Source organism: Novosphingobium kalidii (assembly GCF_040534015.1).
GTDB classification, from domain to species: Bacteria; Pseudomonadota; Alphaproteobacteria; order Sphingomonadales; family Sphingomonadaceae; genus Novosphingobium; species Novosphingobium kalidii.
In genome coordinates this window covers 51104-67193 of the sequence record NZ_JBEWLY010000008.1, presented here as the reverse complement: position 1 = coordinate 67193, position 16090 = coordinate 51104, and the positions used below count along the sequence as shown (strand labels likewise).

Genomic DNA, 16090 nt, shown 5'->3' with positions numbered 1-16090 from the left:
TGTCAGGTCTGGTGAGCAGCTTCTCTAGGCATCGCGGCAGATGCCAGCAACCCGCCAATCTCTAATATGAGCAGGCCTGAATCGAAATTATAGGTGGGCGCTTGAGCAGACAGGCGCGTCAGCGCAGCGTGCGCTTCGATGACGGCCGGCTGACGACGCGACGCAGCGGTGGGCAATTCGGAGGCGAGCGTCGCTCGCGCCAGTTCGAGCGTGGCAAGTTGCCGATCCCGAGATGGCCTTGTCCCCATGGCGTCCGCCAGCGCGCCTCGCAGAAGAAAATCACTGTCTCCGTCCGACATGATCTGCTGCATCAGCCGGTGAACCTTGCTCAGACCGTGCTCCACGAAAGCAAGCGCGACACCTGGAGAACCCCCGGCGGCAGCAATGGCTTGCTCGCGTAGAGTTGCTTCTGCCTCAGGAAACTCGCGGCGGAGCACCACGTCGAGATTTTCTGCCGAAAGAGGCGCAAAGCGCAGCACGCGGCAGCGGGACCGGACCGTCGGCAACAATCGGCCTGGCTGATGAGCCACCAACAGGAAGAAAGTGCCGGCAGGCGGCTCCTCTAGCGCCTTCAGCAATGCATTTACGGCGCTCTTCTCAAGGTCGTCAGCGGGATCGACGACGATAGCTCTGAGATTTCCCATCGTAGGCTTTGTGGACAAGCGTCGAATCATGCTTCGGACCTGATCGACACTGATGTTCCGCTTGGACTGGTACGGCTTGCCTTCCGCCTTCTTCTTGGCCTCGTCGTCGTTCGCAGGTAAATGCTCGAGAATGTGGATGTCGGGGTGCGTCGAGGGACTGACAACCGCCCCCTCGCCAGCCCCTACCAACTCAGCCGCGGCCGCGCGGGCGAAGTCGCCCTTCCCCAACCCCTTCGCACCGGCAAGTAGCCAGGCGTGGTGCATGCGCTCGGATGCAAGCGCTGAAACCCACTCCTGCCAGGCCGCTTGCTGACCGATGAAGGTGGAACTGGTCACAGCAGCCGCTCAATAGCCTGCATTATCAAGGCGTGAGTGGCCTCAGCCGTGCCATTCCCGTCGACAACGGCGAAGCGGTCGGGCTCCTCCTGCGCGATGCGGACGAATGCGGCAGCCACACTTACGTGATAGTCCCGCGGTCTGGCGCCAATGCGGTCGCTTACGCCTGCGTCACGCACGGTGAGACGCTGCTCCGCGATCTCAGGTGCGACAGTCACCAGAACCGTGAGGTCCGGCAACAACCCGTTGCTGCCGATCTGGTGCAGCTTGCAAATATCCTGGTCGCTTAGCCCCCCGGCGCCGCCCTGATAAGCACGACTGGAATCAACAAAGCGGTCGCAGATCACCCATCGTCCGCTTGCGAGTGCGGGCCGAATGAGCCGCTCGACATGATCCGACCGCGCGGCTGCAAAGAGCAGTGCTTCGGCTCGCCAGTTCCAGCCCTCTCCTTCGTTCGCGAGCAGAAGCTTGCGAATGGCCTCAGCCCCACCTGTCCCGCCCGGCTCCCGGGTAAGCACCGCCTCGATAACACGCTGGCGCAAGGCATCGACCAGCAAGCGTGCCTGGGTGGACTTTCCGGCGCCCTCCCCTCCCTCGAACGCAATGAATCTGCCGGTGCTCATGAGAAGATGTTCATCAAGCCGTTGCGCATCCTCGCCAGCACGCCTGCCGCAGGCACTTCTTCGGCCGCGTAGAGAGGAATGCGCGACGATTCGACACCATCGACCTGCACCTCAAGCTCGGCAACTTGAGCACCCTTAGCGATCGGCGCGACGAGTGGCCCACGATAGTGAAGTTGCATCCCCACTCGCGAAGGCGAATAGCGCGGTACTGTTGCGTAGAGCTCCCGGTTCGCGACGAGAGGCACGGATGCGGCGGAACCATCCTGCACATCGGCTCTGGCGACGATCGCCGCTTTGTCGAACAAGGGGTAGCTGCGCCACTCCGAAAAGCCCCATTCGAGCAGGGCCTTGGCGGCCGCGTCCCGGTCGAAGTGCGTCCGCGCCCCTGCCAGCACCATGACCAGACGCCGGCCGTTGCGCTCGGCCGAGCCGAGGAAGTTGTATCCTGCCTCCCGCGTGTACCCGGTCTTGATCCCATCGGCTCCGGGTACAACGCCCACGGTCGGGTCATGGCTGCGCATGGATATGTCTTGCCAGCGATAGTGCTTCTGTCCCGAGAAGCGCTTGTAGAGCTCCGGGTAACGCATCGTCATAGCGTCGGCGAGGCGTACCAGGTCGCGGGCGCTCACGAAGGTTTGGCCTTCGTCCATCCAGCCGTTGGGTGTGTTATAGTGACTGTGCGTCATGCCGAGCCGCCGCGCGGCATCATTCATCATCAGAGACCAAGTCTCGACCGATCCGGCATAGCCGTGCGCCAGCACCATCGATGCGTCGTTCGCTGACGCGGTCATGATGCCGTGCAGCAGCGCGTCTGTGCTAACGGGCTGGTTCGGCTTTAGGTACATCGAGGTGCCCTTGGCAAACCACTCTCGAGATATCTCCGGGGGCACAAAAAACGTGCGGTCGAGAGGCAGGCGCCCGGCGCCGATCTCCTCGAAAGCCACGTAAGCGGTCATCACCTTGGTAACAGATGCCGGAAGGAAGCTCACGTCTGGCCGCCGGGCCACCAGTACCTCGCCAGAGCCGAGGTCCACCAACATGCTCACAGGCACGCGAGCAACTTCAGGGGGTACCGGAGGATTGGCGGCAAGGGCGCCGGCAGGCACCGCCAGCGCAAGAATAAACGTAAGCAACCGCTTCAAGACCCGCGAACTCCCGGACACCGCCCACCGCGGTGTTGCCAGCGAGCGGCTCAGGTAGCCTCAGTCCGCACGCTGGATTCGCGCATCGCTATAGCCTGCTGCCCTGGCCTTCTCCAGCGCTGGCGCGGCTTCTCCACTGCTCTTGAACGGTCCAAGCCGCACACGCCAGTAACGACCGGCAGTGCTGACATACCCGCCAAGCTCTCCAGCCACCCTCTCCGCCCGTTCCGCGGTGGAGAACGAAGCGACCTGAACCGCATGCGTCCCCTTGGCGTTGGAGGCCTTGTGCTCTGCCGGTTGAACTGCCCCGAAGGGCGCCGCTTCGGGCTTGAGCGCCTCGGTGGACGGGCTCGCAGATGGGACAGAGGCTTTCCCGAGAGTGGTAGAAGCCTTAGGCGGAGCCTTGAGAGCCGCTTTCAATGGCGCGCTTGACGCAGCCGGAGTCTGAGCCGGCAGGGCCGACGAAGACAGGCTGGGCGATGGCGTGAGCGGGTCTTGCTCCGAGAGCTTGCGGCGCAGCACCTTGAGGAGCGAATCCGGCGTATCCATGCGCTGCAACGCGGCCCCACCAGTGCGCAGCCGGGCGCGCTCGACCTCGGGGGGATTGACCCGACGAACCCGCACAGCTGCTTTAGAACCGACCAAAATGCCCAGTTCCTGCGCCGCCGCCGAAGAGAGCGCGACGAGCCGATCGTTGACCATGGGGCCGCGCTCTATCAAGCGCACCAGAATAGTGCTTCCGGTGTCCAGCGACGTCACTTCGACATAGCTCGGCAGTGGCAACGTCTTGTGCGCGCCCGAAATACCCGACGGCCCCTCTTGCTGGACGCTGGCATAACCCACTGCATCGTAGTTAAGCTGGTCGACTGGCGTCCAGGTCGTGTCCGCGATCTTGTAGGGTTCACCGACCACAACCGGATAGTCCTCTGCCGGACCGATCGGTGCTGCTGCAGCTGCCGGCTCTGGCTGTGCCTCGACCGTGATCGCATATCCGCTTGCCAGCAACAGAGCTGCCATCGGCAGGGCGCGGCTAACGGGCAATCTCATCGGCTAGTAACCCCACGGACAATGCATAGTAGTTGGAGCAATTGTACTGCAGGATGACTCGATAATTCCCGGTTAACAGATACGCCGGCGTGCCGGGGCCGTCGGGCTGAAACAGGGACGCAAGCACGTCCTCGCCAACGGGCTTTAGCGGCGTGACCCCCAACCGGCGCCACTCCGCAACTGTTAGCCAACGGCCATGACGGGCGTGGACGCGATCGCAGGTCGGCGCTGAAAGGCGGGTGGCGGCGCTGGCGGCCGGGAAGCCGGCGGGCACCGACGCGGCTACGCCCCAAGGCTGACCGGGGCGCCAGCCGGCATCGCGGAAGTAATTGGCTATGGACGCCAGGGTGTCGGCGTCACTGCTCCAGATGTTCGCACTGCCGTCGCCATCGCCGTCCACCGCGAGTCGAAGATATACGCTGGGAAGGAACTGAGGATTCCCGAAGGCACCGGCCCAGCTGCCTTTAAGGCGGCTCGTCGGAACGCCTTGCTCGACCATCTTGAGAAGCGCGATCAGTTCTCCCTCGAACAGGGCCCGCCGCCGCCCTTCCCACGCCAGCGTGGCCAAGGATCGAGCGAGATCAAAATCGCCCAGGTAGCTGCCGTAGTTGGTTTCGTGCCCCCAGATAGCCATCAGCACCGAACCCGGCACTCCATAACGCCGCTCGATGGTGGGCAGCAGGTGCGCATTGCGGGCGTAGTTGTCCCGCCCGCGAGCGATCCTCGCCGCATCGACGTGCCGGACGATATAAGGTGCCGTGGGCGGCGGCGTGCTACTGCGCGACGGTTGTCCGGAATCAAGCTCGATTACACGCGCGTTTGGCGTCAGCCCCGTGAGTACGCGATTGATAGTCCCGCTGCTGACCCCTTCGCGTCTTGCGCGCGCCGCGACGGTTTCAAGATAGACATCGAAGCCTTGCCCACCCGGCTGCGCTTGCGCCGCAGGTAGCGACAGATTCAAAAGAAGTGCGCAAAGCAAACTGTGGCGCACCAGGCGAAGCGGAAAGCGTCGTCTCATATTCTCATCCGATCTCGCACAAATGCTTGGCTATGGGAATGCCGGATTTGCTCGGATCAGCGTGCCGGGGCCACCCCTCCCCTCCATGAGAACGCGCGTAAAGGATGCTTCGGCTTGCACCCTGCCGCCATTCGGCTATGCGCTTCTTCAGGCGGGACAGGTGGCCGAGTGGTTTAAGGCACCGGTCTTGAAAACCGGCGTGGGTGCAAGCTCACCGTGGGTTCGAATCCCACCCTGTCCGCCAACTACCCCCTCCGGCAAGTTCCTCAAGATCCCCGTGGCTTTATAGGAAGTGCTCGGGCAGCCGCTAGGCCACCCGAGCAGCATTGCGGTCGTGCGGAACTCGGGCTGAGGCCCTCCACCCGTCCTCATTCACGAGGCCAATGAGCTGACTTCCAGCCTCTGGCCGTCGTACTCGACGTATCCACCCGATAACGGCACACCAGATTCGTCAGGAGCAAATACGATCTTGGTCGGTTCGTAGAAGTCTGTTGCAGGGCCGAACGTCATCTTCAGCTTCATCACCCCTGGCTTGGGGCCCGTTAGTGCCACGTCGGCGATGTAGGTAGAGTTGCCGCGCGGGTTGTTCTGCATCGTCTCGCGTCCATTGTAGACATGCTGCCCGTCGTCACTGAAATTGAAGTAGGTCTTCTCGATCAAGCCTGTCGGCGTGCGCCGGTAAACGAGGTGGCCCGACTGCTTGCCATACACCTTCGCATCGATGTCCCGCGTCTTACCAGCATAGCTCTTAGCGACGGACAAGTCGCTCGAGGCATAGGCCATATTCTCGGGAGTGGGTTGTACGCGGACCGCAGGACCGGGCTTGTAGTCAAGCAGGCGGACTGCTTGCATACGTCCGGGCTGACGGGCGCCTTCCTCGCGACGTTCTCCCCGCTGCCGCTCGATCCACATCGCTTTGGTACTGCTGGGGTGCCACGACAGCGGAGAGCCGAACACCCAGTCCTCTTGGACGTTGAGATTGGTACCGACGTACCCCTCCTTCATTTTGGACGGATCGATTTCGATCAGCGCGGGACCGATGTTGCCGCTGCGCGTCTGCCGGACACCAGAGACCGAGTAGTTGTAGGCCAGCGAGTTGAGCCCCATGTTGAGACCATCGGGATAAGGGCGCGGTAGAAGATCGAGCACCGCCAAATTTGTCTTGGGCGAAAATCGCGAGGTCATTACGACCCCGAGTCGCTCATCCGGCGAAAAGATCGTTGTCTCGTCGTAGCCTGGTGTTTCGGTGATCGCCTCGACCTTGCCGGTGGGCAGATGAAGCACCGTGGAGTCCGCCAGGTCGCGGTGGCGCATGCCTGCCAGCGAAATGCCTGTGCCGCCATGTACGAACTGTTTGACCTCACCGCCGCGCAACGGCTGCGGGATCACGCCATCGGCATGCTTGGGATCCGGCTCGAACGGATCTATTGTGCTTACAATCCGGGTCTTGGCGATTTTGTACCCGGCCGGTGTGCGCTTCAACTCTCCGGTAAAAACCATCGCCGAGTAGTTCGAGAACAGCGTCGTCCAAGACACATGCTTGTTGTCAGGCGCCACAATCATTTCCGACCAGCGGTGACTGATGTGGTCGCCGTCCGCGATCTCGGCCGGATATTCAACCGGAAGCAGCTTTGCATCCTTGCAGGTCTCGAGGCTGGTGGTGCATTCGATTACGTGGTCGCCGGTGAATATGCGCTTGTTATCGGCGAACACCATGAAGCGAATGCCGTTATCCTTCGGGCGTTCTGGCAGCGCCTGAGAGAAGAACGGACGAAAGTTTCTGCCGTCGTCATCCTGTGTGGCCAGCATGATCTCGCGGCGAGGTTGGTTAGGGTTCTCGGCGTAGGAAACGAGCACTTTGCCCGACGGCGTGTAGGTGGCGCTGCGGAAGGCCAGCTCTGGATCAAACGGAATAGTGAACACTTCGTAGCGGCCGATCGCCCCAGCCGTACCCGTCTTAGCGGGCAAAGTCCCGCCGACGCTTTGGGCCCCGGCGGACCCCACTGCGATCGCAAAGAAAGAAGTGAGGGCTGCTCCAAGCACGACACGGCGTTCCAATTTCATATGCATCCTCCTGTGTTTCTTTCCACCAACTTCGCCTCGATCGTCGGCATTGGCTCAGGCGTTGCACTGCTTTGCGAGCAAAAGAAGGGCAGCTGCCCTACACTCCGCGGTCGCTCTGCTCTGTCGCGATCATCGCTGAAATCCTGGCGAAAAGGCGTGATCGCATCCGCCAACCAGCGCAACGACAGGGACAAACGGCAGTTAGAGACGATCGTGCCACGTTTAGGTTGCCCGTTTCCGAAGTCGATCAGCCACCTGTACGTGATCCCATCTCAAGCGGCTTCTGGAAGTTTGTAATCTTTTGTAGCCACAGTTCCTGTTCCCCCGCAGGAGCGCTCACACATACGTCATGTGAATGATGCGCGTCGCGCGTTGGCGCAGCGCCAATTCCTCAGGTCGAGAAAAAAACATCCAGGCGTGGCGGCACGGCTGGCGAAGCCTTTTCACTAAACAATGGAACACGAGTCACAGATCATTGCCGCTGACAACCTTATACCGGCCTGTCGATAATCCTCATGAAGCGGTCCCAAGCTCGGCTCTAGTGCTGTGACCCCGGCGCATGGACAAGCTCATCTAGTCCGCCAAAGCGGAACCAGCGATACCCATATGGCTCAATCTCGAAACGATAGTTGCCGCTTTGATCAGCTTCACATCGTACGTTTGTCTGTAAGCAGACAAGCTCACGCTTGTCAGACTTTTGTTGCAAGCAATCCAGCTCGAAGTGGACACACTCTTCAGCGACATTGTGGATGAACACGGAAGCTTCACCTTCCCATTCGTACCCCACCGCCAGAATACTCTCCGGTGTCTCCAGCACGGTGCAGCGGCCTCGGCCGATCTCGGGAAGTTCCTTGCGAAGCCGAATGGCCCTTTCGGTCCAGTTCAGAAGTGAATCGGGCTCACTTCTTTGGCTCGCAACGTTGGTCTCGTGAAAGCCAAACGGGCCTGTCTCGATCGGCGGCCGCACGGTCTCATCGTTGGCAGAAAACCCGCCGTTCTTTCCGGAAGACCACTGCATGGGCGTGCGCACTGCGTCCCGCTCGTTCAGGTCGAGGTTTTCACCCATCCCGATCTCGTCGCCGTACCGCAGTACAGGCGTTCCGGGCAATGTCAGCATCAGACTGTAGGCCAACTCAAGCCGGGCTCGGTCGCCCTCAAGCATCGGCGCCAGCCGGCGGCGAATGCCGCGTCCGTAAAGTTGCATTTCCGGTTCTGGACCGAACTGCTCGAACACGCATGAGCGTTGCTCCTCAGTCAGGCGCCCCAAGTCGAGTTCGTCGTGGTTCCGCAGGAAGTTTGCCCATTGAGCAGTTTCAGGCAGCGGTAGCGACGCACGCAATGCGTCCTTCAGCAAGGCTGTCTTCCCGCTGGCCAAGGCGTAGAACTGCGCCTGATTTACGGGGAAGTTGAACACCATGTGCAAGCGGTCACCCGTCGCACCAAAGTAGTTGAGCGCTTCCTCGGGCGGGATGTTTGCTTCGGCAAGCAGCACCGCGTCGCCCTTGCGCCATTGCGCCATTGCACGAATGTCCCGGAGCAGATCGTAAGCTGGCGAGGGATCGCAGACATTGATGCCGTCTCTCGCGATAAGGAATGGCACTGCATCCACGCGAAAGCCAGAGACACCGAGCTGTAGCCAGAAGGCTACGATCTTCAGGATTTCAGCCTGAACTTCAGGATTGGCAATGTTCAGGTCGGGCTGGAAGTTGTAGAACCGGTGGAAGTACCAGGCCTTGGCCTTTGGGCTGTAGGTCCATGTGGACTCCTGCACCCCGGGGAAGACAACGCCTTCTTCGGCATCCTCCGGCTTTTCGTCAGCCCAGATGAAGTAGTCTCGGTAAGGTGAATCCGGGGTCTCCAGAGCTGCTTGAAACCAGGGGTGTTGATCCGAACAGTGGTTAACCACAAGGTCCATGATGACCCGCATACCGCGCTGGTGGCATGCATTTACGAACTCGACGAAATCTCCCGGTGACCCGTAGCGAGAATCCACTCCGTAATAGTCCGCTACATCATAGCCGTGGTCCCGATGAGGCGACGGTTGGAATGGCGCAATCCACACCGCGGTGACTCCCAACCCCTGAAGATAATCGAGCCGGCGCATGGCCCCGCGAAGGTCCCCGGTTCCGTCGCCGTTAGCGTCAAGATAGGCATCCAAGGAGAAGCTATAGATGACCGCGTTCTTGTACCAGAGGTCGGGGATCATTCGGCATCCTTGATCTTGAGTATAACACCCTCAGCGCCTGCCAGGTTAGCAGGCACCTCATTTAAGGCCTGAGCGCTGCGCACGGAAAGAAGGACGCGCGCGGCTTTCCACTTGTCAGGCAAGCTGAGTTCGACGGGCTCGGACGACAAGTTCAGAATGACGGCTATGCTAGCCCCGCGTTCATAGGCAAGCACGTCTTCGTCCATGTCGATCCTGCGGTAGGCACCGCTCAGCAAGTCGGGCTCGATGCTGCGAATGTGCAGTAGAGCGCGATGCAGGTTGAGGAGCGATGCCGGATCTTGTCGCTGAACAGCAGCATTCCGCTCCCTCCAATCCTGCGTCAGTGGCAGCCACGGTTTACCGTCGGAGAAACCGGCGACGGGTTTATCAGACCACTGCATCGGCGTGCGCGATCGGTCGCGGTTGAAACTCACACCCGGCTCGTTGATCGCCGCAGGGTCGAGTACTTCCTCTTCTGTCATATCGACGTCGGCAATGCCGATCTCGTCGCCGTAGTAGAGGGTTGGCGTACCGCGCAGGGTCAGCAGCAGCATGGCCGCGACCCGCGCTTGCGCTTCGCCGACCCGCGCGGCGATGCGAGGTTGGTCGTGATTGCTCAAGACCCAGTTGGGCCACCCACCCTCCGGCAGGGCACTTTCGTACTCGTGGATCAGGGACCCAATCGCATCGGCGTTCCAGGCGCATTGGATCAACTGGAAGTTGAAAGGCAGATGGACTCCGCTGTTGTCGCGGCCGTAGTACGTCATCAGCCGCTCGATCGGCAGATATATCTCACCAATCAGGAGACGATCGTCGTAACTGTCTATCACCGCCCGCAGTTCGGCGATGACATCGTGCACTTCTGGTTGATCTGCTGAATATACTTGCAGGTACCGATCAATGTCTGGATGACTTGCGTCGTAATGGGGATTGAGAGGGTTGTCTCGGAACTCGGCGTCTTTGATGAGGTGCCAGATCACGTCGACTCGAAAACCGTCCACGCCCTTGTCCAGCCAGAAGCGAAGCACATCGCGCATTGCCGCGCGAACATCGGGGTTGCGCCAGTTCAGGTCCGGCTGCTCAGCCAGGAATGCGTGATAATAGTATTGGTCAGTGTGCTCATCCCACTCCCAGGCGCTGCCGCCGAAGTTGCTCATCCAGTTGTTCGGCGGCCCTCCATCGGGCGCTGGATCATGCCAGATGTACCAATCCCGCTTTGGATTATCGCGGCTGGACCGGCTCTCCTGAAACCACGGGTGCTGGTCTGAGCTGTGATTGGGCACAAAGTCGAGCAGCAGCTTCAACCCACGCGCGTGTGTCTCTTCAAGCAAACGGTCGAACGCTGCCATGTCACCAAACACGGGATCAATGTCGCGGTAGTCCGACACGTCGTAACCAAAATCCGCCATCGGCGACCGAAAGATTGGCGAGAGCCACACAGCTCCAACCCCAAGGTCGGCTATGTGGTCCAGCCGGCGGCAAATACCCTCTAAGTCGCCGATCCCATTCCCATCCGTGTCCTGGAAGGATCGTGGGTAAATCTGGTAAAGTGCGGCCTCGCGCCACCATCCGCTCACGCTGATTTCCTTTTCACTGCTAGGCTGGCTCTCGCGGGGAGTTCTACCGCGCGGCCATCGTCCGCCGATGTTTCGGTAACCTCAACTGTCAGCGGCTTGCCTCCATTCACGACCGGCGTCAGGTTGTAACCGCCGGACCCGCGCGGCGTTCCCCGAGGTCTAGCCGCGCTCTCGGTGGTAGCGCGATGCGTCAACAGGAGCAGATCAGTTCTTTTGTGCCCTGCCGCAGGCCGCCTAAGTCGGTAAACTCGCCGTCTGACGAAGCGCTTCACCGAGCGCGAGCGCTGCCGACGTCGCGAGGTTCATAGAGCGGACCTGCGATCGCATGGGTATGCGCAGCCGGGCGTCGCAGGCATCCGCCACCTCAGCGGGTACGCCGGCACTTTCCTTTCCGAACAGCAGGATATCGTCCGAACAGAAAGCAAAGTCATAGGGTGATTGCTGCACCTTCGTGGTGAACAGCAAGATGCGGCTAGCGCCGACGGTGGCCTTGAAAGCGTCGAAACCAGCGTGACGGACTATGGTGACATGATCGATATAGTCCATCGCTGTCCGACGTACTCTTCTGTCATCCCACTCGAATCCCATCGGCTCAATGAGGTCGACGTCTATCCCCATACCCGCGCCTAGGCGCAGAATGGCGCCCACGTTTCCAGCGATTTCCGGTTCAAAAAGTGCTATCCGCATGAAGACCGATTGGCTCCGGCAGGCGCATCATGCAAGCCTCCGCGCGATCTTACTCCAGCCTCTTGGTACCCTCCTGCTATTTTGCGCATTACCTAACGGACATACGCGGCCAGCTCTCCATCGATCACCAATGCGTCCGACAAGACCGACTCCGCCCGCGCAAGCCGCTGCAGACGGTCTTCGATCTCTTCACTGAGGAGCCAGCGGTCGCCCTTCTTCTGCAATGAGCCGAGGCTGGGCAACTCCTTGTCGCGCGGCGTGAACGCGATCGCTGCAGGGCCGACATCTATTCTCTCGATCTTAGCCAATCGAGCCAGCATGCGCACTCTGGTGAAGGCGAGTAGCTGTTCGGCTTCCTGGGGCAAGTCACCGAAGCGATCCACCAGCTCGTCCTCGTAAGCTTCCAAAGCAGTGATTTCGTCAATTCTGGCGAGACGTACATATAGGCCAACCCGAACGTCTTCGTCGGAGATCCAGTCAGCTGGGAAATGCGCTGCGGTTTCAGCGTGAATGACGGGCGTCCATTCATCCACTCTCTCGCCTCGCGCCTCGCGCAACGCGTTCTGGAGAAGATGCTGATAGAGATCGACGCCGATAAGCTTCATGTGCCCAGTCTGCTCGTCGCTGAGCAGGTCGCCGGCTCCCCTCATGTCGAGGTCGCGGGCGCTGATCGCAAAGCCTGCCCCCAAGCCATCGAAGGCCTGCAACGTCTTTAGTCTCGCGACGGTCCGCGAAGCGATCTGGGCGTCGGGAGCCGTTAGCAGATAGAACTGCCCCCGACGAGCGCCTCGGCCTACGCGTCCACGAAGCTGGTGGAGTTGAGAAAGGCCGAAGCGATCCGCCTTCCAGACGATCATGGTATTCGCCCGGGGAACGTCGAGCCCCGCTTCGATGATGTTGGTCGCAAGCAGGACATCGCCCTCGCCGCGTGCAAACGCGACCATCGTCTCGTCGAGGGTCGCGCCGGGCAGCTTGCCATGGGCCTGAAGCAGGTTCAGTTCGGGTGCGAGCTTTCCGAGTTCTTCGGCCATGGGGGCCATGTCCTCGATCCGGGGGACGACCACAAAACTCTGCCCACCTCGGCTGCGTTCACGCAGCAATGCCGTGCGGACATTCTGCGGCGCGAAGGTTGCCATGCTCGTGCGGATCGGCTGCCGGCGGGCTGGAGGGGAGGCGATCACCGAAATCTGCTGTAGCCCGACAAGTGCACTCTGCAGTGTGCGAGGGATAGGAGTAGCGCTGAGCGTCAGGACGTGTTCCGCCCCAAGGTGGTGAAGCTTCGCCTTGTCCGCGGCACCAAACTTCTGCTCTTCGTCGACAATCACCAGTCCGAGATTGCTGAAGCGCACCCCCTTGCCCGCGACTGCGCCTGTACCGACCACCACTTGAATCGAGCCGTCCTTGAGACCTGACACCACCCGCTTCTTCTCAGCGGCGCTGGCGAGGCGTGATAGGCCGGCCACGACGAGCCCGGACTGAGCAAAACGAGCTTGAAAGGTTTCCAAATGTTGTCGCGCGAGCACTGTTGTGGGTGCTGCAATGGCCACTTGCGCGCCGGAGAGCGCAACGAGGGCGGCCGCGCGAAGTGCCACTTCGGTCTTCCCGTATCCGACGTCACCCACCACCAGGCGGTCCATCGGACTTCCTGAGCGCAGGTCCGCTTGGACCGCTTCAATGGCGCGGGCCTGGTCCGCTGTCTCAGTAAATGGGAAAGAGGCGACGAACCTCTCGTATTCGGCCGGCTCGGGGTCGAACACGGGAGCCGTCCGCTCAAGCCTTTCGGCAGAGAGCTGCACCAACTGCTGTGCCGTCTCAGCAATCTTGGCCGATACGTCTGCCCGCCGCTTCATCCAGGTCGAGCCGTCGAGCTTGTCCAGGCTGACGGCTTCCTCATCACTGCCGTATCGCCAGATTTTGTTGGCTTCAGTCGCTGCCACGAGCCTGCGCGATTCTCCGGCGAAGCGGAGCACGATCGCGTCGCCCCCTTCCCCAGGCAGCCGCTCAAGCCCGGCTACGACGCATACCCCATGGTCCTCATGGACCACAACATCGCCAATCCGTATCTCGCCAAGCTCGAAGAACTGCGTCTCGGCAGCAACGCTTGAGCTCGTTGCTCTTTGCGCCCTGCTGCCGAGGAGGTCCGCGGCAGCAACGACGAGCAGGTCGGCGTGACGAAAGCCCTTCGCGATCGGCATCTCCAGCATGAGCAGCGCACCAGGGACGGCTGCGACGGCCTCGGCCCAGCTGCGCACCTGCGTTGGTGCAGCTGATAGAGCCTTTGCCACTCGCCTTGCCAAAAAGCGCAGGTCCCGTTCAGTGCCCACAAGCAGGACTTTGTCACAGGAGGCCAGCGTTTCCCTTGCTAGGCTGGCGAAAGCGCCCAGGGGAGACCGGCTCTCCACAAACCGCGGAACGCTCCCTGTGGCTCCTTCCACCACATCGATTTGCGGGTGAGTAGAAAGAGCGGCTCGCCACTGTTCATCGGAGCAGATGTCCTTGAAGGCGGGGTTCGGGGCTCGCCGCTCGGCATCGGCGGCCAGTGCCAGGAACTGCCGTCGGCGCTTATCAGCGCCGTCGTCAATCCAGGCCGCTGCGGCGGGTAAGTGATCTAAGAGACTGACCCCTTCGCCGAGTGCCGGTTCGGATGCCCTTCCGAGTTGGAGCCTCTCACATTCTTCAATCGTAAGCTGTGATCCCGCATCGTAGCGGCGGATGGATGAAATCCGCCCTTCTTCCGCCTGGATGCGGTATGGCTCCCCTGCGTCGGCCGGATAGACGTCGATTACCTGGCCGCGAAGGGCCAGTTCGCCAGGCTCGTCGACCCGGTCGTCGCGGATGTAGCCGACGCTTTCCAACTCTTCCGCAAAGCTCGGCAGGTCCAGCTTGTCTCCAGTCCGGATTACGGGCGGCGCCGTGTCGAAGTGGTGGGGTGACGGGTACAGACGAGCAGCCGCCTCGCCAGTAGTCACCAGCGCTATGCGTGTTCTCTCTTCTGAAGCCGCGAGTTGCCCTCTGATCCTCCTGAGCGCTGTGGTTCGTTGTCCCACATTGGAAGGTGACGGCGGCGCGTTCTCCCCCGGCAAGGCGTCACTGCCGGGACAGTAGAGCACTAGATCGTCCGGAGCGCCCGCTGCGAGGGCTTTCGCCACCTCGACAGCGCGCGGCTCGTCGCGGGCGATGAAGATAACGTCGTCGGACGAGAGTGCGGCCAGCAGATTTGCCACGACCTCGCCTACCGTCAGCGCTTCTTCGATGTTTCTCAATGTGTCACCGCCTCTACAACATGACGGCGGCAGAGCCACTCGCGCACGGATTGCAGCAACGGTAAAATGATGCCCCTGTTCCAAGCAGAGGGCCGCCGATTTGCTGCAATGGCTAAACTTCGGCAAAGCCTGCTTCAAAATTGAGATCGCAGCAGTCCGACTTGCAATCGGGATGGCGACTGTCGCACTGGTTGACCAGTGTGCAACCGATCCCATTTAGCATCCTTGCTGCACTGCGGCGTCAGCTGGAAACCTTCATGAGCGCACCTTCTCGTTCCGCCGCCCGTCCTGCGGGTTTGGTACATTTTGCCCTCGCCCTGGGCGGATTCGCGATCGGCACGACCGAATTCGCCACAATGAGCCTGCTGCCCTTCTTCTCGAAGGGCTTGGGCATAGACGAACCGACCGCAGGGCACGTAATCAGCGCCTACGCTCTTGGTGTCGTGGTCGGTGCGCCCCTCTTAGCGATCATGGGCGCGCGGCTTAGCCGCAGACGCCTTCTGGTGACACTCATGTCGCTGTTCGCGATCGCAAACGCTCTCAGCGCGCTGGCTCCGACGTATGGCTGGATGCTGGTTTTCCGCTTCTTGAGCGGACTACCGCACGGCGCCTACTTCGGAATTGCCTCGCTCGTCGCGGCTTCACTGGTGCCCACCGAGAAGCGCACGCAGGCCGTAGCGCGTGTGATGCTGGGGCTTACTGTCGCGACGATTGTCGGAGTTCCCTTCGCGAACTGGCTTGGACAGGCTTTTGGCTGGCGCTGGGGCTTTGGCGTCGTGGCCTTCTGTGCCCTCGCTACTGTGGGTATGGTGCTGGCGGTCGTTCCACACGATCAGCCTTTGCGCGAGGCCAGCCCTTTGCGTGAGCTGGGTGCCCTGCGGAGACCTCAGGTGTGGCTGACCCTCGGCATAGGAGCCATCGGGTTCGGCGGCCTCTTTGCGGTCTACACGTATCTTGCCTCCACGCTGATTGAAGTCACCGGGACGTCGCCCGCGGTGGTGCCGCTGGTCCTGGCGGTGTTCGGTATCGGTATGACGGCTGGCAACTTGATCGTGCCGCGCTTCGCCGATCGCGCGCTGATGCCAACGGCTGGGGGTCTGCTTTTGTGGAGCGCCGCCGCGCTGGCGCTCTACCCCTTTGCCGCGCTTCATCTATGGTCGCTCATCCCGGTCGTGCTCGCTATCGGCTTCGGGGGTTCACTCGGAACGGTGTTGCAAACCCGTTTGATGGATGTCGCAGAGGACGCGCAAAGTCTGGCTGCGGCGCTGAACCACTCCGCCTTCAACGCGGCAAACGCGCTCGGCCCGTGGCTAGGCGGCTTGGCAATTGGGGCGGGGTTTGGCTGGGTTTCCACTGGCTGGGTCGGCTGCGGCTTGGCACTCGGGGGCTTTGTGATATGGTTGGTGTCGGTAGCAACCTCGCGTGAGAAGCGCGGGCACTTGGATCAGGCCGGTGAGCAGCAGCCTAACGCTGCCTAAATTGC

The 16090-nt window shown here is 61.3% G+C and carries 11 protein-coding genes and 1 tRNA gene; 2 read left to right on the top strand and 10 right to left on the bottom strand.

Going from position 1 to position 16090, the window contains the following annotated elements:
- Positions 1-2 precede the first annotated feature (2 nt).
- From ABVV53_RS03485 to ABVV53_RS03465, 5 genes are read right to left on the bottom strand one after another with little or no spacing between them, the layout of a single operon-like run.
- Entirely contained in the window at positions 3-980 is a 978-nt protein-coding gene (locus ABVV53_RS03485; protein WP_353982931.1) for a DNA polymerase III subunit delta', read from the bottom strand.
- Complete coding sequence (gene tmk, locus ABVV53_RS03480; RefSeq protein ID WP_353982930.1) at positions 977-1603, bottom strand: dTMP kinase; 627 nt, start codon at positions 1601-1603, stop codon at positions 977-979. Before tmk ends, ABVV53_RS03485 begins: the two co-directional genes overlap by 4 nt.
- On the bottom strand, positions 1600-2745 hold the full coding sequence (locus tag ABVV53_RS03475) for a D-alanyl-D-alanine carboxypeptidase family protein (protein WP_353982929.1): 1146 nt from the start codon (positions 2743-2745) through the stop codon (positions 1600-1602). Before ABVV53_RS03475 ends, tmk begins: the two co-directional genes overlap by 4 nt.
- Positions 2746-2805: 60 nt before the next feature.
- Positions 2806-3792 carry a septal ring lytic transglycosylase RlpA family protein gene (locus ABVV53_RS03470; protein WP_353982928.1) on the bottom strand — a complete coding sequence of 329 codons (987 nt, stop codon included), beginning with the start codon at positions 3790-3792 and terminating at the stop codon, positions 2806-2808.
- Positions 3776-4810, bottom strand: coding sequence for a lytic murein transglycosylase (locus ABVV53_RS03465; RefSeq protein WP_353982926.1), 1035 nt, complete (start codon positions 4808-4810; stop codon positions 3776-3778). Before ABVV53_RS03465 ends, ABVV53_RS03470 begins: the two co-directional genes overlap by 17 nt.
- 154 nt (positions 4811-4964) lie before the next feature.
- Between ABVV53_RS03465 and ABVV53_RS03460 the strand changes: the two genes are divergently transcribed.
- Positions 4965-5054: transfer RNA gene (locus tag ABVV53_RS03460), tRNA-Ser, on the top strand.
- A gap of 128 nt (positions 5055-5182) precedes the next feature.
- On the opposite strand, the gene ABVV53_RS03455 is transcribed toward ABVV53_RS03460, so the two are convergent.
- The 5 genes from ABVV53_RS03455 to ABVV53_RS03435 form a co-directional block, all read right to left on the bottom strand.
- Complete coding sequence (locus ABVV53_RS03455; RefSeq protein ID WP_353982925.1) at positions 5183-6874, bottom strand: hypothetical protein; 1692 nt, start codon at positions 6872-6874, stop codon at positions 5183-5185.
- 538 nt (positions 6875-7412) lie between these two features.
- Complete coding sequence (locus tag ABVV53_RS03450) at positions 7413-9080, bottom strand: alpha-amylase family protein (RefSeq protein ID WP_353982924.1); 1668 nt, start codon at positions 9078-9080, stop codon at positions 7413-7415.
- Positions 9077-10657, bottom strand: a complete 1581-nt coding sequence (locus tag ABVV53_RS03445; RefSeq protein ID WP_419956739.1) for an alpha-amylase family glycosyl hydrolase — start codon at positions 10655-10657, stop codon at positions 9077-9079. Before ABVV53_RS03445 ends, ABVV53_RS03450 begins: the two co-directional genes overlap by 4 nt.
- 234 nt (positions 10658-10891) lie before the next feature.
- Entirely contained in the window at positions 10892-11344 is a 453-nt protein-coding gene (locus ABVV53_RS03440; RefSeq protein WP_353982923.1) for a tRNA (cytidine(34)-2'-O)-methyltransferase, read from the bottom strand.
- Between the two features lie 92 nt (positions 11345-11436).
- A complete protein-coding gene (locus ABVV53_RS03435; protein ID WP_353982921.1) occupies positions 11437-14607 on the bottom strand; it encodes a helicase-related protein in 3171 nt (1056 codons plus the stop codon).
- A 257-nt stretch (positions 14608-14864) separates the two neighbouring features.
- On the opposite strand from ABVV53_RS03435, the gene ABVV53_RS03430 reads away from it, so the two are divergent.
- Positions 14865-16085 carry an MFS transporter gene (locus tag ABVV53_RS03430; protein WP_353982920.1) on the top strand — a complete coding sequence of 407 codons (1221 nt, stop codon included), beginning with the start codon at positions 14865-14867 and terminating at the stop codon, positions 16083-16085.
- Positions 16086-16090: the final 5 nt, after the last annotated feature.